The organism is Pseudomonas mosselii (assembly GCF_019823065.1).
Classification (GTDB): Bacteria; Pseudomonadota; Gammaproteobacteria; order Pseudomonadales; family Pseudomonadaceae; genus Aquipseudomonas; species Aquipseudomonas mosselii.
Window position 1 is genome coordinate 1698591 of the sequence record NZ_CP081966.1, and the last position, 22351, is coordinate 1720941.

Here is a 22351-nt window from a genome sequence, read left to right on the forward strand (position 1 = left end):
TGTGAGTCTGGATCTTCGAAATATTTCTCACAACTCACGGCTATTTCGGGTATAGTACGCGCCGGTCTTTTAGCGGACCTCAAAATCAGGTGGTGCAAATCCTCCGAATCCAGCTTCGGCTGCGCGTCCGCTAGGCGGACCTCCCCAAGACGTTCCTATTTCAATCGTTTTCGCAAATCCCCGCCGCCAAAGCTGCCTGGGTGACCGTTTGGTCTTTCAAGGCATGTGCAGCTTTGGAGCATGGGTCTTTGCGGATGCACCTAGAGGCAGACCCATGACCCAGGAAACCGGCGGATTCGCCGCTCTCGAACTCAATCCGAACATCGTTGCTGCCGTCCTGGCCACCGGCTATGAAGAGCCGTCGGCCATCCAGCAACAGTCGATCCCGATCATCCTCGCCGGTCACGACATGATCGGCCAGGCGCAGACTGGCACCGGCAAGACCGCTGCCTTCGCCCTGCCGATCCTCAACAAGATCGACGTGAGCAAGCGCGAACCGCAAGCCCTGATCCTGGCGCCAACCCGTGAGTTGGCGCTGCAAGTAGCCACCGCTTTCGAAACCTACGCCAAGCAGATGCCGGGCGTTAACGTGGTGGCCGTGTACGGTGGTGCCCCGATGGGCCCACAGCTGCGTGCCATTCGCAATGGCGCACAGATCGTCGTCGCCACCCCGGGCCGCCTGTGCGACCACCTGCGCCGCGACGAGAAAGTCCTGTCCACCGTCCAGTACCTGGTGCTCGACGAAGCCGACGAAATGCTCAAGCTGGGCTTCATGGATGACCTCGAAGTGATCTTCGATGCCATCCCTGCCACCCGCCAGACCGTGCTGTTCTCCGCCACCCTGCCGGCCTCGATCCGTGCCATCGCCGAGCGCCACCTGCGCGAGCCGAAGCACGTCAAGATCCAGAGCAAGACCCAGACCGTGACCGCGATCGAGCAGGCCCACCTGATGGTCCACGCCGACCAGAAGATCCCGGCCGTGCTGCGCCTGCTGGAAGTGGAAGAGTTCGATGCGCTGATCGCCTTCGTGCGCACCAAGCAGGCTACCCTGGACTTGGCCGCCGCCCTGGAAGCCAAAGGTTACAAGGCTGCCGCGCTGAACGGCGACATCGCCCAGAACCAGCGTGAGCGCGTGATCGACTCGCTCAAGGATGGCCGCCTGGACATCGTCGTCGCCACCGACGTCGCTGCCCGTGGCCTGGACGTACCGCGTATCACCCACGTGTTCAACGTCGACATGCCGTACGATCCGGAGTCCTACGTGCACCGTATCGGCCGTACCGGCCGTGCCGGTCGCGATGGCCGTGCGCTGCTGCTGGTCACCCCGCGTGAGCGTCGCATGCTGCAGGTGATCGAGCGTGTCACCGGCCAGAAAGTCGCCGAAGCCCGCCTGCCTAACCCGCAAGCCGTGCTGGATGCGCGCATCAAGAAGCTGACCAAGAGCCTGGCGCCGCTGGTGGCCGAGTCCGAGGCCAGCCACGGCGAATTGTTCGACCGCCTGACCGCCGACCTGGGCTGCACCCCGCGTGCCCTGGCCGCGGCGCTGCTGCGCAAGGCCACCAACGGCCAGGCGCTGGACCTGGCTTCGGTGGAGCGCGAGCAGCCGCTGGTGCCGACCTACACCCCGCGTGAGCGTGGTGAGCGCACCGAGCGCGGCGAGCGTCCGGACCGTGGTGACCGCGAGCGCCGCGCGCCGATGCCGCTGGCCGAAGGCCGCGTGCGTTGCCGTACCGCCTTGGGTGCCCGTGACGGCATCGCCGCCAAGAACCTGCTGGGCGCGATCCTCAACGAGGGTGGCCTGGCGCGTGACGCCATCGGTCGCATCCAGGTGCGTGACAGCTTCAGTCTGATCGAGCTGCCGGAAGACGGCCTCGAGCGCCTGCTGACCAAGCTCAAGGACACCCGCGTTGCCGGTAAGCAATTGAAGCTGCGTCGCTACCGCGAAGATTGATCTTGGCGCTGCAATAAAAAATCCCCGGCCTTCTGGCCGGGGATTTTTTTTGCCTGGCGATCAGCTGACCCCGATCCCTGTAGGGGCAGCCTCGCGCCTCCCTGGCGCACATCAGTCGAACCGATAGATATCCATCCCCAGCGCCCCCAGCGTAAACCCCTGGTGCACGATGCCAAATCGCCCGCCAGCCCCCATGGCGAAGAACAGCGGCAAAAGGTGTTCATCACTGGGATGGTTGCGCACCGCAAACGGCGCCTGCCGCCGATAATCCACAAGCCCCGTCTCATCCCCGGCACTCAACCGATCCACCACCCAGTCACGAAACGCCAGCGCCCAGGGCTCGACCGCATCCGGCCCGGCGTGCCAGTCAAGCTCGCCCAGGTTATGGGTGATACTGCCCGAGCCGATCAGCAGGATGCCTTCCTCGCGCAGTGCCGACAGCGCCCGGCCAACCTTCAGTTGCAGATCAGGACCGGCCTGGCTGGGTAGCGACACCTGAACCACTGGAATATCCGCCTCGGGATACATCAGTGAAAGCGGCACCCAGGCACCATGGTCGAAGGGCCGCTGCTCATCCAGTCGGGCCCCCAGAAGTTCGGACAACCGCCTGGCCAGTGCCGGTTCGCCGGGTGCCGGGTACTGCACCGCATACAGCGCCGGCGGAAAACCATGGAAGTCATGCCAGGTCTGCGGCTGCGGGTTGCCCATCACCAGCAGTTCGCGGGTCTCCCAGTGCGCCGACACCACCACGATCGCTTTCGGGCGGGGCAAGGTGCGGGCCAGCGTGGCCAGGGCCGGGCCGCTGGCGCCGGGTTGCAGGGCGAGCATGGGCGATCCGTGGGAGATGAACAGGCTGGGCAGCATGGCGGGGTCCTGGCAGGTAAGATGCAGCCATCTTCGATCAGCCTTCGATCAAGATCCAATATAAGTTTTCACAGCCTTTTATCGAAAAACCGGGAGGGATCATGGAGCCAGCGTTCTGGCACAAGCGGTGGGCGGACAACCAGATTGGCTTTCACCAACCGCGGGTGAATCCATATCTGCAGGCGCACTGGCCGACCTTGGGGTTGGCCCCGGGGTCGCGGGTGCTGGTGCCGCTGTGCGGCAAGAGCCTGGACCTGCTCTGGCTGGCCGCCCAAGGTTATCGGGTGCTGGGGGTGGAGCTTTCGCGCAGGGCGGTGGCGGACTTCTTCACCGAGCATGGCTTGGTGGCGCAAATTTCCCGGCACGGTGCCTTCGAGGTGTGGCGCAGCGACGAGGTGGAGCTGTGGTGCGGGGATGTGTTCGCCCTGCGTGCCGAGGATCTGGCGGATTGCGCGGGGGTGTATGACCGGGCGGCGCTGATCGCCTTGCCGGTGGCGATGCGCGAGCGGTACATGGCGTTGCTGGGAGAGCGGTTGCCGGCGGCCTGTCGGGGGCTGCTGGTGACCCTGGAGTACGACCAGGCATTGATCGACGGACCGCCGTTCTCGGTGCCGGACGCCGAAGTGCGGGCAGGTTTTGTCGGGTGGCGGGTCGATGAGGTCGAGGCGCGGGAGATTCTCGACGAGAGTCCGAAGTTTTTGAAGGCCGGTGTGACGAGCCTGCTGGAGCGTGTTTATCGGCTAAGACGCTGAGCTGGCGCTCCCACAGGGGAGGGCGACATGGCAAATAGCAAATAGAAAGGGCGACCGAAGTCGCCCTTTCTTGTTGCTGCCTGGATCAACCGCGACGGCGCAGGGCGTCGATACGGTCTTCCAGCGGCGGGTGGCTCATCAGCAGGCCGGCCAGGCCATGCTTGAGGCCGCCATTGATGCCGAAGGCCTTCAGGGTGTCGGGCATGTGCACCGGCAGACCCTGTTCAGAGCGCAGGCGCTGCAGCGCGCCGATCATCGCACCGGTGCCGGCCAGGTGGGCGCCGGCTTCGTCGGCGCGGAACTCGCGGCGACGCGAGTACCACATGACGATGATGCTGGCGAGGATGCCCAGTACCAGCTCGGCGACGATGGTCGCGATGAAGTAGGCGATGCCGTGGCCTTCTTCGTTCTTGAAGATCACCCGGTCGACGAAGTTGCCGATGATGCGGGCGAAGAACATCACGAAGGTGTTCACCACGCCCTGCACCAGCGCCATGGTGACCATGTCGCCGTTGGCCACGTGGCCGATCTCGTGGGCCAGCACCGCGCGCACCTCATCGGGCGAGAAGCGCTCCAGCAGGCCCTGGGAAACGGCGACCAGCGCGTCGTTGCGGTTCCAGCCGGTGGCGAAGGCGTTGGCCTCGTAGGCCGGGAAGATACCCACCTCGGGCATCTTGATGCCGGCCTCGCGGGACAGCTCCTCGACGGTCTGCAGCAGCCATTGTTCGTGGCGGGTGCGGGGCTGGGTGATGATCTGGGTGCCGGTGGTCATCTTTGCCATCCACTTGGAGATGAACAGCGAGACGAGCGAGCCAGCGAAACCGAACACGGCGCAGAAGACCAGCAGCTGGCCGAGGTTGAGGTCAACCCCGTTGGCCGCCATGAACCCGTTGAAGCCGAACAGGCTCAGGGTAATGCTTGCAACCAGCACCACCGCGAGGTTGGTGGCTACAAACAACAGAATGCGCATCATGGTTGTTACGTTCTCCTGACGGATAAGTTCGTTGCGTACTGCGGGGTATATAAGGGGGAGGGCGCGGCTATTCAACCGGGCGACTATTTCAAACTGTGTACGCGAGGAGTATGGCAGAGGATGCCGAGAGGGCTGTGGGATAGAGCGTTGCAGGATGTAAGGGGGTAGGAGCGGCCGGTCCGACGCCTCGGCAAGGCTCGCTCCTACCTCGGGGCCGTGTTACTGCGAATAGGTCCGCAGGAAGTTACCGATCCGGCCAATGGCCTGTTCCAGGTCATCCACCCGTGGCAGCGTCACCACGCGGAAGTGGTCCGGCCACGGCCAGTTGAACGCCGTGCCCTGGACGATCAGCAGCTTTTCCGACAGCAGCAGGTCAAGCACGAACTTCTCGTCGTTGAAGATCGGGCAGACCTTCGGGTCGATCTTCGGGAACGCGTACAGCGCGCCCATCGGCTTGACGCAGCTTACCCCGGGGATGGCATTGAGCAGCTCGTAGGTGCGGTTGCGCTGCTCGAGCAAGCGGCCCGGTGGCAGCACCAGGTCGTTGATGCTCTGGTAGCCGCCCAGGGCGGTCTGGATCGCGTGCTGGGCCGGCACGTTGGCGCACAGGCGCATGTTGGCCAGCATGTCGATGCCTTCGATGTAGCTCTGGGCGTGATGCTTGGGCCCGGAGATGATCAGCCAGCCGGAGCGGAAGCCCGCCACCCGGTACGACTTGGACAAGCCGTTGAAGGTCAGGCACAGCAGGTCCGGAGCCAGCGACGCGGTGCTGATGTGCACGGCCTCGTCATAGAGGATCTTGTCGTAGATCTCGTCGGAGAACACCACCAGGTTGTGCTGGCGCGCCAGCTCCAGCATGCCCAGCAGCAGCTCCCTGGAGTACACCGCGCCCGTCGGGTTGTTCGGATTGATGATCACCAGGGCCTTGGTGTTCGGGGTGATCTTGGCCTTGATGTCGTCCAGGTCCGGGAACCAGTCGGCCTGCTCGTCGCACAGGTAGTGCACCGGTTTGCCGCCGGCCAGGCTCACCGCGGCGGTCCACAGCGGGTAGTCAGGCGCCGGGATCAGCACCTCGTCGCCATTGTTGAGCAGCGCCTGCATCGACATCACGATCAGTTCGGACACACCGTTGCCCAGGTAGATGTCCTCGATGGTGACGCCTTCGATTTCCTTCTGCTGGCAATACTGCATCACCGCCTTGCGCGCGCTGAACAGGCCCTTGGAGTCGCTGTAGCCCTGGGCGGTGGGCAGGTTGCGGATGACGTCCTGGAGGATCTCGTCCGGCGCCTCGAAACCAAACGGCGCCGGGTTGCCGATGTTCAGCTTGAGGATGCGATGGCCTTCCTCTTCCAGGCGTTTGGCGTGCTTGAGCACTGGGCCGCGAATGTCGTAGCAGACATTGGCGAGCTTGTTCGATTTGCTGAACTGCATGATGAGATCCCGAGTGAGAATACGCGCCGCCCTTGCTCGAAAGGTTTGAAAGGGCGGGAAGCGGGTGCCAGACTGGCTGCCTTGCACACGAAGCCAACTAATATACGTGCCACCCGCGCCAGGGAAAAGCCGGTGCGAGGTGAAAATCAGCCTGCCGAGGTTCCATCATGCAAAAGATCGACAAAACCCTGGACGAATGGCGCGCCATGCTCGATCCGGCCCAGTACCAGGTGTGCCGGCTCAAGGGCACCGAGCGTCCGTTCAGCGGCAAGTACAACAGCGAGCGCGGCGACGGCATCTACCACTGCATCTGCTGTGACCTGCCGCTGTTCGACGCCAAGGCCAAGTTCGATTCCGGCTGCGGCTGGCCGAGCTTTTACGAGCCGATTCAGGAGGCCGCGATGATCGAGATCCGCGACACCTCCCACGGCATGATCCGCACCGAAGTCACCTGCGCCCGGTGCGACGCCCACCTGGGCCATGTATTTCCCGACGGCCCGCCGCCGACCGGGCTACGCTACTGCATCAACTCGGTGTGCCTGGACCTCAAGCCACGCGATTGACGGAGAGCGAACATGGCCGATGCGCTGCTGGACATCCCCTGCGTCACCCTCGGTGGCGAACAGAAAGTGCTGGGCGACTTCGCCGGCAAGGCGCTGCTGGTGGTCAACACCGCCAGCCAGTGCGGTTTCACCCCGCAGTACAAGGGCCTCGAACGCCTGTGGCAGGACTACCGCGACCAGGGCCTGGTGGTGCTGGGCTTTCCCTGCAACCAGTTCGGCAAGCAGGAACCGGGCGATGCCCGCGAGATCGCGCAGTTCTGCGAGCTCAACTTCGGCGTGAGTTTCCCGCTGTTTCGCAAGATCGAGGTCAACGGCCCCGGTACCCACCCGCTGTTCGCCGAGCTCAAGCGCCGCGCGCCGGGCGTGCTGGGCACGCAGAAGATCAAGTGGAACTTCACCAAGTTCCTGGTCGATCCGCGCACCGGCAAGGTCAGCCGCTTTGCCCCGACCACCAAGCCCGAGGCGCTGAAGTCGGCGATCGAGCCGCTGCTCAACCGCTGATCGGCACCCAGTGCTCGATCAGCGCCAGCAGTTCCTCGCGGCGAAACGGCTTGGCCAGGTAGTCGTTCATGCCCGCGGCGCGGCAGCGCTCGCGCTCCTCGGGCATGGCGTTGGCGGTCAGCGCGACGATCGGCAGCTCTGGCCAGCGGCTGCTCTGGCGGATGCGCCGGCTGGCCTCGTAGCCATCCATCACCGGCATGTTGCAGTCCATCAGCACCAGGTCGAAGCTGCCTTGCTCCAGGCTGTCCAGGGCCTCCTGGCCGTGGGCGGCCACCTGCACCTGGCAGCCGAGCTTGCCCAGCATGCCCTTGGCCACCAGCTGGTTCACCGGGTTGTCCTCCACCAGCAGGATACGCGCCCTTAGCTCGCGCGAGGCCGGCACCTCGTGGGGCAGGGGCGCGTTGGGCTCGCCCTGCAAGGTGCGGCGCAGGGTCTGGTACAGAGCGTTGCGCGCCAGGGGGCGGGCCAGTTGTTGCAGGGGCGCCAGCTGCTCGGCCTGCTCGGCGGGCAGGAAATTGCCGTAGGCGGTCACCAGCAGGATTGGCGCCTCGATGGCCGGGCGCAGGTCGAGCACGTGGTCCAGATCGTCGGTGATCAGCAGGTCGACGGCCGTGCCGGTCAGTTCGCTGGCGTTCTCGTGGCGCGCGTATTCCAGCCCCCAGCGTGGCAGCAGCCCCTGCAGCAGCTCGGCCAGGCCGCTGCCGGGGTTGCCCAGGGCCACCACCCGCCCGCTCAGCGGCGCCGGCGGGATCGCCGCGGTGTGCGCCGGTAGCGGCAGGTCGGCGCTGAAGCGGCTGCCGAAGCCGGTTTCGGAATGGATATGCAGATGCCCCTGCATGGCCTGGCACAGGTTGCGGGTCAGGGCCAGGCCCAGGCCGGTGCCGCCATACTGGCGGGTGATGCCGGCGCCGGCCTGGGTGAACGGCTGGAAGATCCGCGCCTGGGCCTCCTCGGGGATGCCGATGCCGGTGTCGCTCACCTCCAGGCGGACGCCGCCGACGATGCTGCTCAGGCGCACGTCGACGCGGCCGAAACGGGTGAACTTGAGGGCGTTGGACAACAGGTTGCTGACGATCTGCCGCACCCGGGTCGGGTCACCCAGCACCGTGCTTGGGAAGTCCGGGGCGACCAGGCAGGTCAGCTCGACACTGGGCGCGGCATTTTGCGACAGCAGGTTGGCGGTGTCTTCGACCATCGCGCCGAGGTCGAACGGAATGCGCTCCAGTTCCAGCTGGCCGGCATCGAACTTGGACAGGTCGAGGATATCGTTGAGCAACTCCACCAGCACCTTGCCCGAGTCGTGGGCGATCGACAGCTGCTGGCGCTGCTCGGGCGCCAGGCCGCTGTCCAGGGCCAGGGCGATCATGCCCAGCATGCCGTTGAGCGGGGTGCGGATCTCGTGGCTCATGTTGGCCAGGAAGGCGGCGCGCGCCTGGGCCATGTCCAGGGCGCGCTGGCGCGCCTCGTCCAGCTCCTGGTTGGACAGGCTCAGGCGGCTGTTGCTGGCCTTGAGCTCGTTGGTGCGTGCCGAGACGATGTCTTCCAGCTCGTTGAGGTACTGGGTCAGGCGGTTCTCGGCGGTGCGCCGCTGCTGGATCTCGGTGGCCATGCTGACGAACTGCTGGTTGGCGACCCGCACCAGCACGCCGATCTCGTCGTTCTCGTGGCCCTTGGGGCAGTCCACCCGGTTCTGCCTGGGCGTGCGCGCATCGTTGCCGCTGAGCGCGCCGATCACCGTCACCAGTGGCTTGGTCAGCATCAGGTAGAACAGCCCCAGGAGGATGCCGGTAAGCACCAGGCTGCGGGCGAAACCGTTGACCAGGGTGACCCCGGCGCGGTCGAGGAAGCGTGCGCCGAAGGTGTAGGTGTCGACATCCAGGTAAAGGGTGCCCAGGTATTCATCGGGCATATGGGCGAGGAACAGCCGGTCCTGGAACTGGCGCTGCTCGCCGAACAGGAAGTCCGACAGCGCCCGGTAGCGGCTTTCCATGCTGGGGCGCTGCACATCGGCCAGCACCGTGTCGTTGTTGTCGATCAGCCGCGCGCGGATCAGCGCCGGCGATTTCAGCAGGCCGCCGGTCAGCTCCTGGGCCAGTTCCGTGTCGATGTTGTAGGCGATGCGCGAGGCCGTGTCGTGGCTGATCTTCAGCAGTGCCTGAATTTCACGGTTGATGGACGCGTCTTCGCTGGCATAATCGATGCCGATCTGGATGAGACTGAGCAATGTTCCCAGGATGAAGCCGACCAGGACTGTCAACCGGGCTTGCTTGTATGACAGGCGATTGGTGAACTTGATATCCATGGGTCCCAAGCCGGTTACTTGCTCCGTGCGCTGCGCAAGCATAGCCGATCAGCCCTGGCTGCTGGCGGGTCTGTCTGTTCATTTCAGTTGATCGTCGATTAAGGGCCGCTGCGCCCCCAAAAAACTGAAATCAATAGGAGTCGTCATGGACGCCCGTCTCAATGCTTTTCTCGACCGCGCAGAATCCGTCCTCGCCCGCCTCGAACCCCTGCTGCCGGCCCCACGCCCGGACATCGACTGGACCCGTACCCTGGCGGCCCGCTGGCAACGCGACGGCCGCAGCGGCTACCTGATGCCACTGGAGGTCAGCCTCGACATCCGCCTGTCCGACCTGATCGGTGTCGACCAGCAGCGCGAACAGCTGGGCCGCAATACCCACCAGTTCATCAACGGCATGCCGGCCAACCACGCCCTGCTGTGGGGCTCGCGCGGCACCGGCAAGTCGTCGCTGGTGCGGGCGCTGTTGGCCGAGCATGCGGGCCAGGGCCTGCGCCTGATTGAAATCGAGCGCGACCACCTGGCCGACCTGCCACGGGTGGTCGAGCAACTGCAAAAACGTGAACAACGCTTCATCCTGTTCTGCGACGACCTGTCGTTCGAAGCCGGGGAGGGCGATTACCGGGTGCTCAAGAGCGTGCTCGACGGCTCGCTGGAACAGGCCCCGGACAACGTGCTGCTATACGCCACCTCCAACCGCCGCCACCTGGTGCCGGAGAAACAGAGCGACAACGAGAACTGGAAGATGGTCGACGGCGAGCTGCACCCCAACGAAGCGGTGGAGGACAAGATCGCCCTGTCCGACCGCTTCGGCCTGTGGCTGTCGTTCTACCCGTTCAGCCAGGAGCACTTCCTCAACGTGGTCGAGCACTGGATCGGCCAGCTGGCGCGCCCGGCCGGGCTGCAGTGGCAGCGCAGCGAAGCGCTCGACATCCTCGCCGTGCGCTGGGCCACCGGCCGCGGTAACCGTAATGGCCGTTGTGCCTATCAGTTCGCCCGCTACTGGGTCGGGCTGCAATTGCTGGAGCAGAAATAAATGATCGACCTCAACGCCAGTGGCCAAGGCCTCGACGGCTACGACTTGCTGGCCGCGCAAGTGCAGGCGCTGTTCGCCGACGAGCGCGACTTCATCGCCAACGCCGCGCAGTTCTCGGCGTTTCTCTACAACCAGGTAGAGGACCTGAACTGGGCGGGCTTCTATATCAACCGCAACGAAGCGCTGGTGCTCGGCCCGTTCCAGGGTCAGGTGGCGTGCGTGCGCATCCCGTTCGGTCGGGGCGTATGCGGCGCCGCGGCGGCCACCCGCACGACCCAGCGGGTCGAGGACGTGCACGCGTTTCCCGGGCATATCGCCTGTGACAGCGCGTCCAACAGCGAACTGGTGATTCCGTTGGTCAAGGCCGGAAGGCTGATCGGCGTGCTCGACCTGGACAGCCCGAAGCTGGCGCGCTTCAGCGAGGCCGACCAGGCAGGGCTGGAGCGGTTGGTCGAGGTGTTCCTCGCGTTGACCGATTGCTGAAATGAAGAAGGGGCCTGCGAAGGCCCCTTTCTTTTGGGGCGTGGGAGCGGGCTTGCCCCGCGATAGAGTCAGCGCTGTCAGTCGTAGATGACCTTCTTCTTCCAGGTCTCATCCTCGTCGGTCTTGAGCCCTTGGGTCAGCGCGTTCTGTTCATTCTCCGCCGGTTCCATCTGGTCCAGCACCTGGGCATTGGCCCGGTTCAGCAGTTTCTCAAGGTAGGTCAACTGCTCTTCATACTGCTTGGGCTCAGGCTGCTTGCGCAGGTACTGCACGCCACGCTCGAAGGCCAGGCGCGCCTGCCCTGGCTGGTTCTGCTGCAGGGCCTGCTGGCCGAGGTTGTTGAAGAACTCGATATGCAGCAGCACGAGGATATGACGGATTTCCTTGACCCAATACTTGCCTTCGTTGGTCGCCAGGAAGCCTTCCTGAGTGGCACGCACGATCTGGTTGTGCAGCAGTTCCAGCAAAAAGCGCACGTCCTTGGCCTTTACCTCGGTCTGGATGGGCGAGGGTGGGTTACTGACCGGTATCCTCTCGCCTTGGGCGATCAGCCCTTCCAGCTCGGCGATGCGTGCCTTGAGGTCGCCACTGTGCTTGTCCAGGGCCAGCTGGCGCTGGTTGAGGTTCAGTTCGAGGCGGGTCAGCAGCAGTTTGAGCGCGGGCGTCATGAATTGCCCGGGGAAGGTCTCGGTGATTTCGCCGCAACGGCGCAGGCGGTCGGCCAGCTCGACCTTGAGCCGTGCGCGCTCGAGCTTGCCGTTCTCGACCACATTGTTGAGGTAGCCGATCACGATCAGCAGCGCGATACCCGCAACGATAAGCAGGGTGATCAGAAGTGGTGTCACCGTTAACGCCTCATGAAGAAGTTTTGCATCTATCGAGAGTGTAGTGAGTCCGCCCGAAAGCGAACAGTGCAGCCTGGCGGACAGTCCTGCTCGCCCTTGAATCCATGAAGCATTCGTGGGAGCGGGCTAGCCCTGCGATCAGGCCCTCAAGCCTTGCCTATATGTATCGGCCCATCATCCAAAACCTACAGGTAGTGGCACATCGCTACGAGCTTGCCGAGCCAACGTCAGAAAAGCAACGCCAATCCCCGGACGCATCCTGCACCACCACCCATGACGACGGGAAGTCATTGATTTAAATAAATTTCTACAAAGGGGTTGACGACCTTCCAAGGCATCCATAGAATGCGCGCCACTTGCAGCGTAAAGCACACAGCGAAACGCGGCAGGGAGTGAAAGCAAGCAGTACTCTAATAGGTAATGCGAGCAGTGTGTCCCCTTCGTCTAGTGGCCTAGGACACCGCCCTTTCACGGCGGTAACAGGGGTTCGAGTCCCCTAGGGGACGCCATATTGCGGGAATAGCTCAGTTGGTAGAGCACGACCTTGCCAAGGTCGGGGTCGCGAGTTCGAGTCTCGTTTCCCGCTCCAGTTTCTCCGGCACTGCTTCGGCAGGGCAGGAAAAGAAAATCCAGGCTGAATCGTGAGGTTCATGTTCTGGTGCGCTGAAAAGCGTCGGCTTAGTCCCCTTCGTCTAGTGGCCTAGGACACCGCCCTTTCACGGCGGTAACAGGGGTTCGAGTCCCCTAGGGGACGCCATATTTGCGGGAATAGCTCAGTTGGTAGAGCACGACCTTGCCAAGGTCGGGGTCGCGAGTTCGAGTCTCGTTTCCCGCTCCAAATTTTGATCCACAGACTTCTACTGGGGTCTGTAGGTCATTGAAAAAAGGAGCTTCGGCTCCTTTTTTCATTCCAGCGAGTGCCACGGAAATCCACCCACAGCTACCGTTTTTGAGTGACCAAATAAGGCACAAGAATACGGGTGGGTCGGCTACCGGATAGTTGCTGGGGCTGAGCGGGGACCATGACGAGCATAGGGCCTAAGTCATTACTTAGGAGTCTCGAAATGGCGCTCTCTGATCTGACCGTCCGGCAGGCGAAGACCACCGGAAAACGCTACACCCTCTCCGACAACGACTGCCTGGGCCTGATGGTCTCAGCCGCAGGCGGCAAGTCATGGCAATTCCGCTACTACTGGCTGGGCAAGCAAAAGCGCCTGTGCCTGGGCGGCTATCCTGCTCTCAGCCTGCGCGAGGCCCGGATCGAGCGAGACAAGGCCCAGGCCCTGCTCGCCAGGGGGATCGATCCTCAGGTCGAGCGCGACCAGAAACGGCACGCGGCCAAGCTGGCGGGCGAATACACCTTCAAGACCGTCTTCGATGCCTGGGTCGAGCATCGCCGCAAGGAACTCAAGGAAGGCCGTCAAAGCACGCTGTCGCAGATCCTGCGCATCTTCAACAAGGACGTGTTGCCCACCCTGGGAAGAATGTCGATCTACGACATTCGCCGCCCCCAACTCCTGGGCGTCTTGGCGGCGATCGAGAAACGCAAGGCGTTCACCACCGCCGAGAAGGTCCGCACCTGGTTCAACCAGTTGTTCCGCTATGCCCTGGTCATTGCCGAGGGGTTGGAAGTCAACCCGGCCGCCGACCTGGACGTGGTGGCAGAGCCCAAGCCCCCCGTAGCCCACAATCCCTACCTGCACCTGCCCGAGATGCCCGAGTTCCTCCAGAAGCTCCGGCTCTACAACCCCCGTGGCTGGCAGACCCAGCTTGGCGTCCGGCTGCTGTTCCTGACCGGGGTGCGCACCGGCGAACTGCGATTGGCCGAACCCGAACAGTTCGACCTCGACAGGGGCTTGTGGATCATCCCACCGCAGATCGTCAAGCAGCTCCAGGATGAAATGCGCAAGGCAGGGAAGCGGCCGCAGGATGTGCCCCCCTATATCGTGCCGCTATCCCTGCAGGCCATCGAGATCGTGCGCTATCTCCTGGGGGTGATGCGGCCGGCGCAGAAGTACTTGCTGTCACACCGCAGCGAACTCAAGAAGCGCATCAGCGAGAACACCCTCAACAAGGCCGTGCAGCTCATGGGCTATGAGGGGCGCCTGACCGGCCACGGCATCCGCGGCACTATCTCGACGGCGCTCAACGAGATTGGCTACCCGAAGATTTGGGTGGACGCGCAGCTTTCCCATTCCGACCCCAACAAGGTGAGTTCGTCCTACAACCACGCCAAGTACGTTGAGCCGCGCCGTCGGATGATGCAGGACTGGGCCGATCGGCTCGACCTGCTCGAACAGGGCGAAGTGGAAGCCGCGAGCGCGCATCTGACCATCCGTATCGACGGGGCGCCGGCGATGGCAGAAGTGGAGGAAGCGGTGGATGCGACCCTCGCGATGGCCGAGCCCACTCCTCCCGGCGTCCCGCCCGTCGTGGCCACGCCTATTGTCGTAACCCCGAGCAGCGGCGGCATCACGTTCCAGCGGCTGTCTCAGGTACCGCCGCCTCCGACGCATGCCCCAGAGCCGGAAGTGTCCGCGATCCAGCGCGAGCGCGAGGAAATGCTGACCATCTACGAGTCTCCAAGCAGCTTGCCGGTCCCGCTGTTCGGCAAGCTGGCCGGAAAGTCCAAGGACCAGATCAACCGCGAACTGAAAGCGGGCAAGTTGCTGTCCATCAGTTTGGGCAATCGGGGGCAGCGTGTTCCCGATTGGCAACTGGTGCCGCTCAAGCACAAGCTGGCCCAGGTGCTCATGAACCAGTGCCCGCACGCGGATTCGTGGGATCTGTACCGCATGCTGACCCAGCCGCACCCTGACCTGGGGGACCGCGCGGCCATTGATGCGGTCACGCCGACCAACGTACCGGCGATCATCCAGGTCATCATGGGCGACTACCAGCACTATGCGGATATGCCCGAGGCCATTGCCCCGTACCCCATCCCCGAGGATGTGCGGCAAAGCGTTCGTCGGCTGGTGGATAGCGCAGTAGTTCTAGACGGAGCATAGGGCTCTCAAACCTTGCAGGGGCCTTGCGGCCCCTGCATTACGCTTGCACCGCCTCCACGAGTTCGCTCAGCGTGCGCGGTGCGGGAGCGAAGAACACGGCGCCGGTGTGCGCCGTCGAGAAATCGAGCAGGCGGTCGTGCATGCCTGGCGGATCGCCGAGGAACATGCGCTCCAGCATCTTCTGCGTCACCCACAGATGCCTGGAGTAGCCGATGAAGTAGGTGCCATATTCGCCCTGGCCGGGGCGGCCGAAGGGCATGTTGTCGCGCAGGATGTCGTGCTCGGTGCCGTCGTCGTCCACGATCGTGGCGAGGGTCTTGTGCGATTTCTGGCCGCTCGTCGCGTCGGGCAATTCGACATTGCTGACGATCTCCCGGCCGATGATCCGCTCTTGCTCGTCCTTGGCGAGCCGAGCCCACGGCTGCATTTGGTGCAGATACTTCTGCACCACCAAGTAGCTGCCGCCGGCGAACGCCTGATCTTCACTGCCGACCAGCGTCGAGGCGCCGATGTCGTGCCCGGTCGGGTTGGCCGTGCCATCGACAAAGCCAAGCAGGTCGCGGGAGTCGAAGTAGCGAAAACCGACCACCTCGTCGGCCACCGTCACGCTGCTGCCCAGTTGGTCCAGCAGCAGGCGCTCGAATTCAAAACAGAGGTCCTCGCGTTCGGCACGGATGTGAAAGAACAGGTCGCCGGGCGTGGCAGGCGCGGTGTGCTTGGCACCCTCGATGGGCACGAAGGGCCGTAGTTCCTTCGGGCGCTTCCCGGTCTGGAAACGGTCCCATAGCGCCGATCCCAGTGCAGTGATGCACGACAGCCGGCCGTTGAGATCGCGGAAGCCCACCGTTTTGATCAGGTCGTCCAGCCCGTCCAAGACGCCGGCGACCGCCTGAAGGGCCTCGTGGCCCTCGGCGACCGTCAACGTGAGAAACACCGCCGCGCGCGACAGCGGCGCATCGATGCTTTGCGAGTCAATTGGTACTCGATCCCAACCACTTCCAACCATTCGTGCCTCCAAAGACCATGTTAATTCATCATATTGCCAGAGATGGAAGCGCTATCACTGGCGCGCTAACAGGCGCGTGCCGCTGCAATTACCCGCACGCAGCCTCGGCGAGAGCGGGCTATGGGGTATTCGAGCAAGCCGCCCTGTCCCTGGCAACCAGCATTGCCCTGTGCTCGAACCGCTCAGAAACAACATTGGCTCGTCCGTGGGGTCGCTGCAGGTATGTCACGATCTCGTAGGGGCCGTCTGAAAGCGGTCGCATAGTGATCCCCCACGCATGGGCACGCTCAATGCGCGATTGCGCGGAGAGCCCCACTCCGTAGCCAGCGGTCACCCAAAGCGCCATCATCTCGAACGAAGTCACGTGCTGAATGCTCTGCTGGCTCAACGGAAGAAAGGACAGTCGCTGATCCAGCAGTAGGCAAGCCTCCGCCGGCCAGCGAAACACCGGATAGTCCAGAAGCTCGGCAAGCGTGATCTTCGCCTGGGCAACTAAGGGGGACCCCAGCGGCACTGCAACAGCCACGTTCTCCACCCAGAGCGGTTGGCTTTTCACAGCCGGAGCACCAGCGTTCCGAAGCGTCATTCCAGCGTCGTAGCGGCCTTCCTCAAGGCCCGTCAACAGATCATCGGCTGAGGTCTCAAAGAACGTGATGGTGACTTCTGGTTCCTCCGCGCGCTGTAGGGCAAGAAGCGTTGTGAGGCAAGAGGATGGCACTCCGGGCGCGATAGCAAGCCTGAAATGGGAAAACTGGCTGGTGGCGTCATGCATGAGGGCCCCCAATAAGCGATCTGTCCAGAAAGGCAAACCAGCGTTTCAGGAAAGAGTGAAGTTTAACGTCGTTATCTTTAACGTGGTTAATTGTGGCAGATTGTTTGACGCTTCTGCTAATGCAGAAATCAACAATTCAGCCAGGCCGTCCTTCTGGCACATCGACGTATGAATCCGAGTCGGCGTTAGCCTTCGGACAGGCCGTGCGCGCTGCGCGCGTCGCTCAAGGAGTCGCGCAAGACGAGTTCGCATCTCGGGCAAGCATTTCGCGTTCTCACATGGGTAAGATCGAGCGTGGTGAGCACGTGCCCACGCTTCCGCTCATACTGAAAATTTCTACGGCACTTGGAATAAGCGCGGCTGACCTGATGACGGCGACCGAACGCAATCTGCGTGCCGACACTGATCCCTGAGTGTCTAGCCTGCCAGGCTCCGTCAACCGTCCGAAGAGTCGCGAAGGCGAACGATAAATCGCTCCACCGAAGCCGATAAATTGCCGCCGTCCGGCCGAAGCAGGTAGGTGGTGATCACGGCAGAATCCATCGCCAAGGGGCGGATCACCACATCCGGCCGTTGGGAGATGGGAATCTTGGTCGCCGTCATGAAGCCGATGCCGTAGCCGGCGCCGACCAACGTGAGCATCATGTCCAGCGAGGACACTTCCTCGACAACATTCAGCTTGTGCTCCAACGTGTTGAGCAGCCGCTTGAGTTCGCGGCAATAGCCCTCGCATACCTGCGGGTCGCACAGGACAAGTGGATGGCCTTGAAGTTCTTGAAGTGGCACCTCCTTGTAGGTGAGCAATGAGTGACGAGCTGGCACCGCAATCACCAGCGGGTCGTGCCAGATTGGTTCGGCAGCGATACCGTCGCCGACATCGCCCGTGTGCGCGAACCCGATCATGAAGTCGCCCGAACGCAAGCCACGCACTTGCTCTGCCAGAGGCACTTCTGACAAGCGTATTTCGATCTCCGGCTCCTCGGCGCGGCAACGAGCCAGAAATGCCGACAGCCGTGGATCGATAGCCCCATCTGATACAGCGATGCGCAGGCTACCGCGCAAGCCCGATGCCACAGCCTTGGCATTTTCACGAGCCTGTTCCAGCACTGTGAATAGACGGCGAACATCTTGCAAGAAGACCGCGCCCGCCGCCGTTAGAACTGTTCCTCGTCGGTTTCGGTCGAAGAGCACTACGCCCAACTCGTCCTCAAGTTCCTTGATGGCTCGTGATAGCGGTGGTTGTTCGATATGCAGGCGCTCAGCCGCCCGCGTGAAATGTAGCTCCTCAGCAAGAACTACGAAGCAGCGAAGATGGCGCAGCTCCATAGGCCACCCTCCCGTTCCGACTTATCCAACACTGTGCTATCTCCCTATAGAAGTGACTGCCATTCTGGCGGCGGCGAGTTCGGCCACATCATTGGAAACTTCTGGCTGAATGAGCCAGGGCTGGGTTGACCGTGCGATGGCCCGAGGCAGGCACAACACTAGGCGAGCCTGATCAAGTCCGTGGGGTGATAAGGATCAGACGAAGGCTATCTCCAGCCACGCACGTCAATGGATGCCGTGCATCGTCCCCGTCTGACCCTTGGCCGATTGCGAACCAAGCGCTTGAACACGCTTGCGGTTGATCATCACCTGCGGATTGCTGAGGCTCTGCTCCTGGTCCGAGCCAAGGCAAGTACCCTGGGGCAGACGGCAAATGCCGGCGAAAATATTCGCCGGCTCCAGTTGCTGCCCGGAGACTGGCGGGACCAGAATGCCTCTCACCAGAAAGTGTGAGACATCCTGATGCTTAGCCCGCGCCGGATGCTTAATGCCGCACTGAACCATGCGGGTCGATGACGTACTTGTATGCAGAACCCGCGTCGAACTCTTTGTACGCGGCGGGCGCGTCTTCGAGCTTGATGAACTTAGTGTTCATCATCGGCGAAAGGTAAGGCATGCGATCGTTCAGTATCGCCCGCATTAACGCGTGGTTGTAGTTGGCCGTCGGAGATTGACCAGCCGACATTCGCGGCGACTTGATCCAGGCGTTGGACCATTCCAGATCCATATGGCCTTTCTTGGCTTTCGGGTCTTTCGAGATCGGGTTTGCGCAGTACACACCGACCGTACTGGTCATTCCGCCGAAGCGGACATATTTGAGCATTGCGTTGGTAACAGCGCTCTCCACGATCTTGTCAGCCTCCGCGCCAAACCCGCGGCAGTCCACACCAACATAGTCGATGACGCGATCCACCTCCCTGTGCCCGGTAATGCGTTCGAGATGCTCCTCGATCGGCACGCCGTCGGAAAGGTTGATGGTTTCCACGCCGTGTGGCTTGAGAAGGTCCAGCCGCTCTTGAATGTAATCGGCAACGATGATGGCGCCTGCACCCAGAAGTCTGGCGCAGGCGGCACCCGCTCTGCCGACCGGCCCGGCACCGAAGATCAGGATGTTTTCGCCGACGACGTAGGCCGGCGCGGCTGGCCAGTCTGGGCCAGCGAACCCATGGAAAGCTGTGGGTAATACGTCAGAGAGAAGGGTCAGGTCGCGGATTTTTTCCATGGCGGCATCCTTGTCAGGGAAGCGAAGGAGATTGAAATCCGCATACGGTACGAAGAGATAATCACCTTGCCCCCCCGTCCAGCCACCGAGGTTGAACCCGTAGGCTCCGCAGTCGATTTCGGGGTTGGTGTTCTCGCATACATCGGAGCGCATATGCTTGCAGTTGTAGCAACGCCCACACCCCACATTGAAGGGAACGGAAACGATGTCGCCCTTCTTCACGACTTCGACGTCTGATCCCACTTCGATCACTTCGCCGGTCATTTCATGGCCCATGGTCATTCCCTTGGGAACAGCAAACGAACCGCGATAAATGTGAAGGTCGCTGCCACAGATATTTGTGGTAACTATTTTGAGGATAGCGCCATGGGGTGCGCTTTTCCCTTGAGGGGTTATCAGCTCTGGAAATTTGAAGGTGTTGACCTTCATTTCCAAGGGCTTCTCGAAAGTCACGATTCGGTTACCGGTCGGAGTCATTTCGTCACCTCTGTGCGTTAATGTTTCCATCTTCTAAATCGAAGTGGGAAACGAAATTTACCGCTGTCAAGAAGAACGATCGTGGTACTGCCTAGCCGTTGGCCGCGTCTCCTTCTGCGGTCTTGACAGCATCGGATCAAGCTCAGAAGTGGTCAAACTGGAATAATCTATGTACAGATAGGCACGATCTATCTACGCGGGATCGTCGAGCCGTGCTCGTCTCCTAGCCGGGAGAGGGCAACGATCATCGCTACATCGCGCCTCCTAGCTTGATCTAGGAACAGTCAGCTCGACCCAGCGAGACATGAGGAGGCCGCATGCAGCAGGTACTCCTGTCCCCCGAGTTGCCCCTGGACCTAGTGGCCTTCGATGGGTTGCTCAGCACGTGGCGCCTGTTAGCGGCGCACACGGCATGCCTGCAATCTTCGCCTGGTTGAAGCAATACAGAGTTGCTCTTCAAGACTCGCTATTTCAGGGGGCTTTGAGATGAGTCTGCTTTGGGCTGGAACCGACGATGGATCGATATAACGGATTGAAGAGTGGCGGCGAGTTCGGGGGTGTGCACCATTTCGAGCAATGCACGCGATGACGGTGCCTCGAACGCATTTTTCCCAGCAACGAATCCGACATTTGAGTGCGACATTGGTCCATTGATTGCGATTGCGTGGAGATTTGGAATGTGCGCGAGTTGGCCGGCGAGAGATTGCGGAAGAACTGCCGAATATTTTCCTGTCGCCACGTGTGCCGATAGCACGTCAATTGAATCAGTGCGAATAGTCTGCGCGGTACATTGCATCAGCCTATCTTGAATGGGTTCAGGTACTGCCGAGTTCAGCACGCAGAGTTGTCTATTGAGAACATGGTCCCACGTTGTGCTTCGGGGTTGCTGTGTTCTCGCGGCGTGAAAAAGGAAAATGCGTTCACGGTACAGAAGGTGAGTATCGAAGTCTTCCCCTGGGATATCCTCCAAATGCATGAGTGCGATATCCAAATTGTTTTCTCGAATCGCCTGTAGCAGGGAAGAAGCGCCGGAAACCAGAACTGATTGTTGAAGTAAGGGTGTTTTTTCAGCAAGGGCGATGCTTAATGTGGGCGCTACACCGGCAGTTCCTGGGAGTATCCCTAGCCGGAATTGCCCCTCTATACCTCGCCGTAGTGCGGAGAGTTCTCGCTCCAGCCCTTTGCAGTCGTCATACATCTGCTGAGCCCAAGACAGTACGCGCATCCCTTCAGAAGTGAGGCCGTCATAGCGTCGGCCATGACGCACGATCTCGACACCCATGTCTTCCTCCAATTGCTTAATGCCCGCGGAGAGTGTCGGCTGAGAAACATTGCAGCTTTTGGCCGCGTTGCCAAAATGGCCTTCACGGTGCAAAGCAAGCAAGTATTCAAAGTTTCTTACGATCATATATTTTCTTCTGATAAAGTTGATTAGATTTTATACTTTCACGAAAAACCCTGCGCACGCTTCGATCCGCGTCCAACCTTGGGCACGTAGCTGGCACGCATGAAAGGCTGCCGCGCGCAGTGCCCATACAGTAGGTTCGACTCGTCATCGACGGTCAGCACCACAACGCACGGGACAGCCAATAGCGCGAACACAGGTGCTTTGCGCTGTGGGCGAGTCGTCCTCATGTAGCTTAGCAGTTGGCGCGTTCTGGAAGGGAGTAAGCGTGAGTGGTGAGGCACGCAACCGCAAAAGGCGGTGCTAAGCTCTTGAGCTGTTCGGGTCGTGGCCGTTGAAGCGGGGAGAGAATGGAGCCTGCCATGGCCGTTGTGGCGCAGCTGGGGAAATCCTGAAAAAGACTTCCTGATTTGGCAAAATCCCCGGACACCAATCGCCGAGCTTTTCGATGATGAAACAAATGACCTTCGCCGATGCCGAGTACGCCGGTAAGCGCAAGCAGACCCGCAAGGAGCTGTTCCTGATAGAGATGGATCGGGTCGTACCCTGGGAGGGTTTGATTGCTCTGATCAAACCTCATTACCCAAAGGGCGAAGGGGGCCGTCCAGCCTATCCGCTGATGGCGATGCTGCGGATTCATCTAATGCAGAACTGGTTCGGTTACAGCGATCCGGCGATGGAAGAGGCGCTGTACGAGACGACGATCCTGCGCCAGTTTTCCGGTCTGAGCCTGGAGCGAATCCCGGATGAAACCACCATCCTCAACTTCCGTCGCCTGCTGGAAAAGCATGAGTTGGCCACCGGTATTCTCGGCGTGATCAATGGCTATTTGGGCGACCGTGGCTTGTCACTGCGACAAGGCACCATCGTCGATGCCACTCTGATTCATGCGCCCAGTTCGACCAAGAACAAGGACGGCAAACGCGACCCGGAAATGCATCAGACCAAGAAGGGCAACCAGTATTACTTCGGTGCCAAAGCTCACATTGGTGTCGACGATGAGTCCGGGCTTGTGCACAGCGTGGTGGTCACTGCGGCCAACGTCGCGGACGTAACCCAAGTCGACAAACTGCTGCACGGTGGTGAGAACGTGGTCTGCGCTGATGCGGGCTATACCGGTGTAGAGAAGCGTGAAGAGCATGAGGGGCGCCAAGTCATCTGGCAGATTGCAGCCCGGCGCAGCACTTACAAAAAGCACGGTAACCGCAGCGCGTTATACAAAGCGATACGTAAGATCGAAAGAGCCAAGGCCCAGGTTCGCTCCAAGGTTGAGCATCCATTTCGGGTGATCAAGCGCCAGTTTGGTTATACGAAAGTGCGCTTCCGAGGCTTGGTGAAAAACACTGCTCAGATGGTGACGCTGTTCGCCCTGTCGAACATTTGGATGGCGCGTCGACATTTGCTCTCCAATGCAGGAGAGGTGCGTCCGTGAAGAGT

The 22351-nt window shown here is 61.6% G+C and carries 18 protein-coding genes, 4 tRNA genes and 1 pseudogene; 13 read left to right on the plus strand and 10 right to left on the minus strand.

Annotated features, from left to right (window positions below; translation table 11 throughout):
- Window positions 1–240: 240 nt before the first annotated feature.
- Window positions 241–1951 (plus strand): annotated as a pseudogene (locus K5H97_RS07660) (DEAD/DEAH box helicase).
- Window positions 1952–2062: 111 nt separating this feature from the next.
- Here the strand turns inward: K5H97_RS07660 and K5H97_RS07665 are convergent.
- A complete protein-coding gene (locus tag K5H97_RS07665; protein WP_028691726.1) occupies window positions 2063–2815 on the minus strand; it encodes a DODA-type extradiol aromatic ring-opening family dioxygenase in 753 nt (250 codons plus the stop codon).
- A gap of 101 nt (window positions 2816–2916) precedes the next feature.
- Here K5H97_RS07665 and K5H97_RS07670 point away from each other — a divergent pair, with 101 nt between their 5' ends.
- Window positions 2917–3567 (plus strand): thiopurine S-methyltransferase, encoded by a 651-nt coding sequence (locus K5H97_RS07670; RefSeq protein WP_028691725.1) that lies wholly within the window; start codon window positions 2917–2919, stop codon window positions 3565–3567.
- Window positions 3568–3652: 85 nt separating this feature from the next.
- Here K5H97_RS07670 and htpX read toward each other — a convergent pair whose 3' ends face one another.
- Together htpX and K5H97_RS07680 are read right to left on the minus strand one after the other, a co-directional pair.
- A complete protein-coding gene (htpX, locus tag K5H97_RS07675; protein WP_028691724.1) occupies window positions 3653–4540 on the minus strand; it encodes a protease HtpX in 888 nt (295 codons plus the stop codon).
- A gap of 219 nt (window positions 4541–4759) precedes the next feature.
- The gene (locus tag K5H97_RS07680; RefSeq protein WP_028691723.1) at window positions 4760–5971 is read right to left on the minus strand and encodes a pyridoxal phosphate-dependent aminotransferase; all 1212 of its coding nucleotides are present in this window, start codon (window positions 5969–5971) and stop codon (window positions 4760–4762) included.
- Window positions 5972–6138: 167 nt separating this feature from the next.
- On the opposite strand from K5H97_RS07680, the gene msrB reads away from it, so the two are divergent.
- Complete coding sequence (msrB, locus tag K5H97_RS07685) at window positions 6139–6534, plus strand: peptide-methionine (R)-S-oxide reductase MsrB (RefSeq protein WP_028691722.1); 396 nt, start codon at window positions 6139–6141, stop codon at window positions 6532–6534.
- A gap of 12 nt (window positions 6535–6546) precedes the next feature.
- Window positions 6547–7035 carry a glutathione peroxidase gene (locus tag K5H97_RS07690; RefSeq protein ID WP_028691721.1) on the plus strand — a complete coding sequence of 163 codons (489 nt, stop codon included), beginning with the start codon at window positions 6547–6549 and terminating at the stop codon, window positions 7033–7035.
- Here K5H97_RS07690 and K5H97_RS07695 read toward each other — a convergent pair.
- On the minus strand, window positions 7025–9379 hold the full coding sequence (locus K5H97_RS07695; RefSeq protein WP_028691720.1) for a response regulator: 2355 nt from the start codon (window positions 9377–9379) through the stop codon (window positions 7025–7027). The two genes, K5H97_RS07690 and K5H97_RS07695, sit on opposite strands and share 11 nt — an antisense overlap.
- A 103-nt stretch (window positions 9380–9482) precedes the next feature.
- Here K5H97_RS07695 and K5H97_RS07700 point away from each other — a divergent pair, with 103 nt between their 5' ends.
- Window positions 9483–10370 (plus strand): ATP-binding protein, encoded by an 888-nt coding sequence (locus K5H97_RS07700; RefSeq protein ID WP_028691719.1) that lies wholly within the window; start codon window positions 9483–9485, stop codon window positions 10368–10370.
- On the plus strand, window positions 10371–10853 hold the full coding sequence (locus K5H97_RS07705; protein ID WP_028691718.1) for a GAF domain-containing protein: 483 nt from the start codon (window positions 10371–10373) through the stop codon (window positions 10851–10853).
- Between the two features lie 77 nt (window positions 10854–10930).
- On the opposite strand, the gene K5H97_RS07710 is transcribed toward K5H97_RS07705, so the two are convergent.
- Window positions 10931–11698, minus strand: a complete 768-nt coding sequence (locus tag K5H97_RS07710; RefSeq protein WP_028691717.1) for a hypothetical protein — start codon at window positions 11696–11698, stop codon at window positions 10931–10933.
- A gap of 433 nt (window positions 11699–12131) precedes the next feature.
- Here K5H97_RS07710 and K5H97_RS07715 point away from each other — a divergent pair.
- The 5 genes from K5H97_RS07715 (at window position 12132) to K5H97_RS07735 (ending at window position 14706) form a co-directional block, all read left to right on the plus strand.
- A tRNA-Glu gene (locus tag K5H97_RS07715) sits at window positions 12132–12207 on the plus strand.
- Window positions 12208–12211: 4 nt separating this feature from the next.
- Window positions 12212–12287: transfer RNA gene (locus K5H97_RS07720), tRNA-Gly, on the plus strand.
- 92 nt (window positions 12288–12379) lie between these two features.
- A tRNA-Glu gene (locus K5H97_RS07725) sits at window positions 12380–12455 on the plus strand.
- Window positions 12456–12460: 5 nt separating this feature from the next.
- Window positions 12461–12536 (plus strand) — tRNA-Gly (locus K5H97_RS07730).
- A 226-nt stretch (window positions 12537–12762) separates the two neighbouring features.
- Window positions 12763–14706 carry a tyrosine-type recombinase/integrase gene (locus K5H97_RS07735; RefSeq protein ID WP_023103875.1) on the plus strand — a complete coding sequence of 648 codons (1944 nt, stop codon included), beginning with the start codon at window positions 12763–12765 and terminating at the stop codon, window positions 14704–14706.
- A gap of 37 nt (window positions 14707–14743) precedes the next feature.
- On the opposite strand, the gene K5H97_RS07740 is transcribed toward K5H97_RS07735, so the two are convergent.
- Both K5H97_RS07740 and K5H97_RS07745 read right to left on the minus strand, forming a co-directional pair.
- On the minus strand, window positions 14744–15712 hold the full coding sequence (locus tag K5H97_RS07740) for a Dyp-type peroxidase (protein WP_020924940.1): 969 nt from the start codon (window positions 15710–15712) through the stop codon (window positions 14744–14746).
- 118 nt (window positions 15713–15830) lie between these two features.
- Window positions 15831–16484 carry a substrate-binding domain-containing protein gene (locus K5H97_RS07745; RefSeq protein WP_023106332.1) on the minus strand — a complete coding sequence of 218 codons (654 nt, stop codon included), beginning with the start codon at window positions 16482–16484 and terminating at the stop codon, window positions 15831–15833.
- 119 nt (window positions 16485–16603) lie between these two features.
- Between K5H97_RS07745 and K5H97_RS07750 the strand changes: the two genes are divergently transcribed.
- Window positions 16604–16897 (plus strand): helix-turn-helix domain-containing protein, encoded by a 294-nt coding sequence (locus K5H97_RS07750; RefSeq protein ID WP_009459591.1) that lies wholly within the window; start codon window positions 16604–16606, stop codon window positions 16895–16897.
- A gap of 22 nt (window positions 16898–16919) precedes the next feature.
- Here the strand turns inward: K5H97_RS07750 and K5H97_RS07755 are convergent, their stop codons facing one another.
- The 3 genes from K5H97_RS07755 to K5H97_RS07765 form a co-directional block, all read right to left on the minus strand.
- Window positions 16920–17810 carry a LysR family transcriptional regulator gene (locus tag K5H97_RS07755; protein ID WP_023103878.1) on the minus strand — a complete coding sequence of 297 codons (891 nt, stop codon included), beginning with the start codon at window positions 17808–17810 and terminating at the stop codon, window positions 16920–16922.
- 484 nt (window positions 17811–18294) lie between these two features.
- On the minus strand, window positions 18295–19509 hold the full coding sequence (locus tag K5H97_RS07760) for a glutathione-independent formaldehyde dehydrogenase (protein ID WP_023093406.1): 1215 nt from the start codon (window positions 19507–19509) through the stop codon (window positions 18295–18297).
- 466 nt (window positions 19510–19975) lie between these two features.
- Window positions 19976–20917 (minus strand): LysR family transcriptional regulator, encoded by a 942-nt coding sequence (locus tag K5H97_RS07765; protein ID WP_028698648.1) that lies wholly within the window; start codon window positions 20915–20917, stop codon window positions 19976–19978.
- Between the two features lie 448 nt (window positions 20918–21365).
- On the opposite strand from K5H97_RS07765, the gene K5H97_RS07770 reads away from it, so the two are divergent.
- The gene (locus K5H97_RS07770) at window positions 21366–22346 is read left to right on the plus strand and encodes an IS5-like element ISPa26 family transposase (RefSeq protein WP_024086516.1); all 981 of its coding nucleotides are present in this window, start codon (window positions 21366–21368) and stop codon (window positions 22344–22346) included.
- Window positions 22347–22351: the final 5 nt, after the last annotated feature.

What these genes read in the sequence shown, in the direction of transcription:
- K5H97_RS07700 (WP_028691719.1), top strand. Translation starts at nt 9,483, where the DNA reads ATGGACGCCCGTCTCAATGCTTTTCTCGACCGCGCAGAATCCGTCCTC.
- K5H97_RS07765 (WP_028698648.1), bottom strand. Translation starts at nt 20,917, where the DNA reads ATGATCGTAAGAAACTTTGAATACTTGCTTGCTTTGCACCGTGAAGGC.
- K5H97_RS07745 (WP_023106332.1), bottom strand. Translation starts at nt 16,484, where the DNA reads ATGCATGACGCCACCAGCCAGTTTTCCCATTTCAGGCTTGCTATCGCG.
- K5H97_RS07695 (WP_028691720.1), bottom strand. Translation starts at nt 9,379, where the DNA reads ATGCTTGCGCAGCGCACGGAGCAAGTAACCGGCTTGGGACCCATGGAT.
- K5H97_RS07760 (WP_023093406.1), bottom strand. Translation starts at nt 19,509, where the DNA reads ATGACTCCGACCGGTAACCGAATCGTGACTTTCGAGAAGCCCTTGGAA.
- K5H97_RS07705 (WP_028691718.1), top strand. Translation starts at nt 10,371, where the DNA reads ATGATCGACCTCAACGCCAGTGGCCAAGGCCTCGACGGCTACGACTTG.
- K5H97_RS07740 (WP_020924940.1), bottom strand. Translation starts at nt 15,712, where the DNA reads ATGGTTGGAAGTGGTTGGGATCGAGTACCAATTGACTCGCAAAGCATC.
- K5H97_RS07770 (WP_024086516.1), top strand. Translation starts at nt 21,366, where the DNA reads ATGAAACAAATGACCTTCGCCGATGCCGAGTACGCCGGTAAGCGCAAG.
- msrB (WP_028691722.1), top strand. Translation starts at nt 6,139, where the DNA reads ATGCAAAAGATCGACAAAACCCTGGACGAATGGCGCGCCATGCTCGAT.
- K5H97_RS07735 (WP_023103875.1), top strand. Translation starts at nt 12,763, where the DNA reads ATGGCGCTCTCTGATCTGACCGTCCGGCAGGCGAAGACCACCGGAAAA.
- htpX (WP_028691724.1), bottom strand. Translation starts at nt 4,540, where the DNA reads ATGATGCGCATTCTGTTGTTTGTAGCCACCAACCTCGCGGTGGTGCTG.
- K5H97_RS07755 (WP_023103878.1), bottom strand. Translation starts at nt 17,810, where the DNA reads ATGGAGCTGCGCCATCTTCGCTGCTTCGTAGTTCTTGCTGAGGAGCTA.
- K5H97_RS07665 (WP_028691726.1), bottom strand. Translation starts at nt 2,815, where the DNA reads ATGCTGCCCAGCCTGTTCATCTCCCACGGATCGCCCATGCTCGCCCTG.
- K5H97_RS07680 (WP_028691723.1), bottom strand. Translation starts at nt 5,971, where the DNA reads ATGCAGTTCAGCAAATCGAACAAGCTCGCCAATGTCTGCTACGACATT.
- K5H97_RS07750 (WP_009459591.1), top strand. Translation starts at nt 16,604, where the DNA reads ATGCAGAAATCAACAATTCAGCCAGGCCGTCCTTCTGGCACATCGACG.
- K5H97_RS07690 (WP_028691721.1), top strand. Translation starts at nt 6,547, where the DNA reads ATGGCCGATGCGCTGCTGGACATCCCCTGCGTCACCCTCGGTGGCGAA.
- K5H97_RS07670 (WP_028691725.1), top strand. Translation starts at nt 2,917, where the DNA reads ATGGAGCCAGCGTTCTGGCACAAGCGGTGGGCGGACAACCAGATTGGC.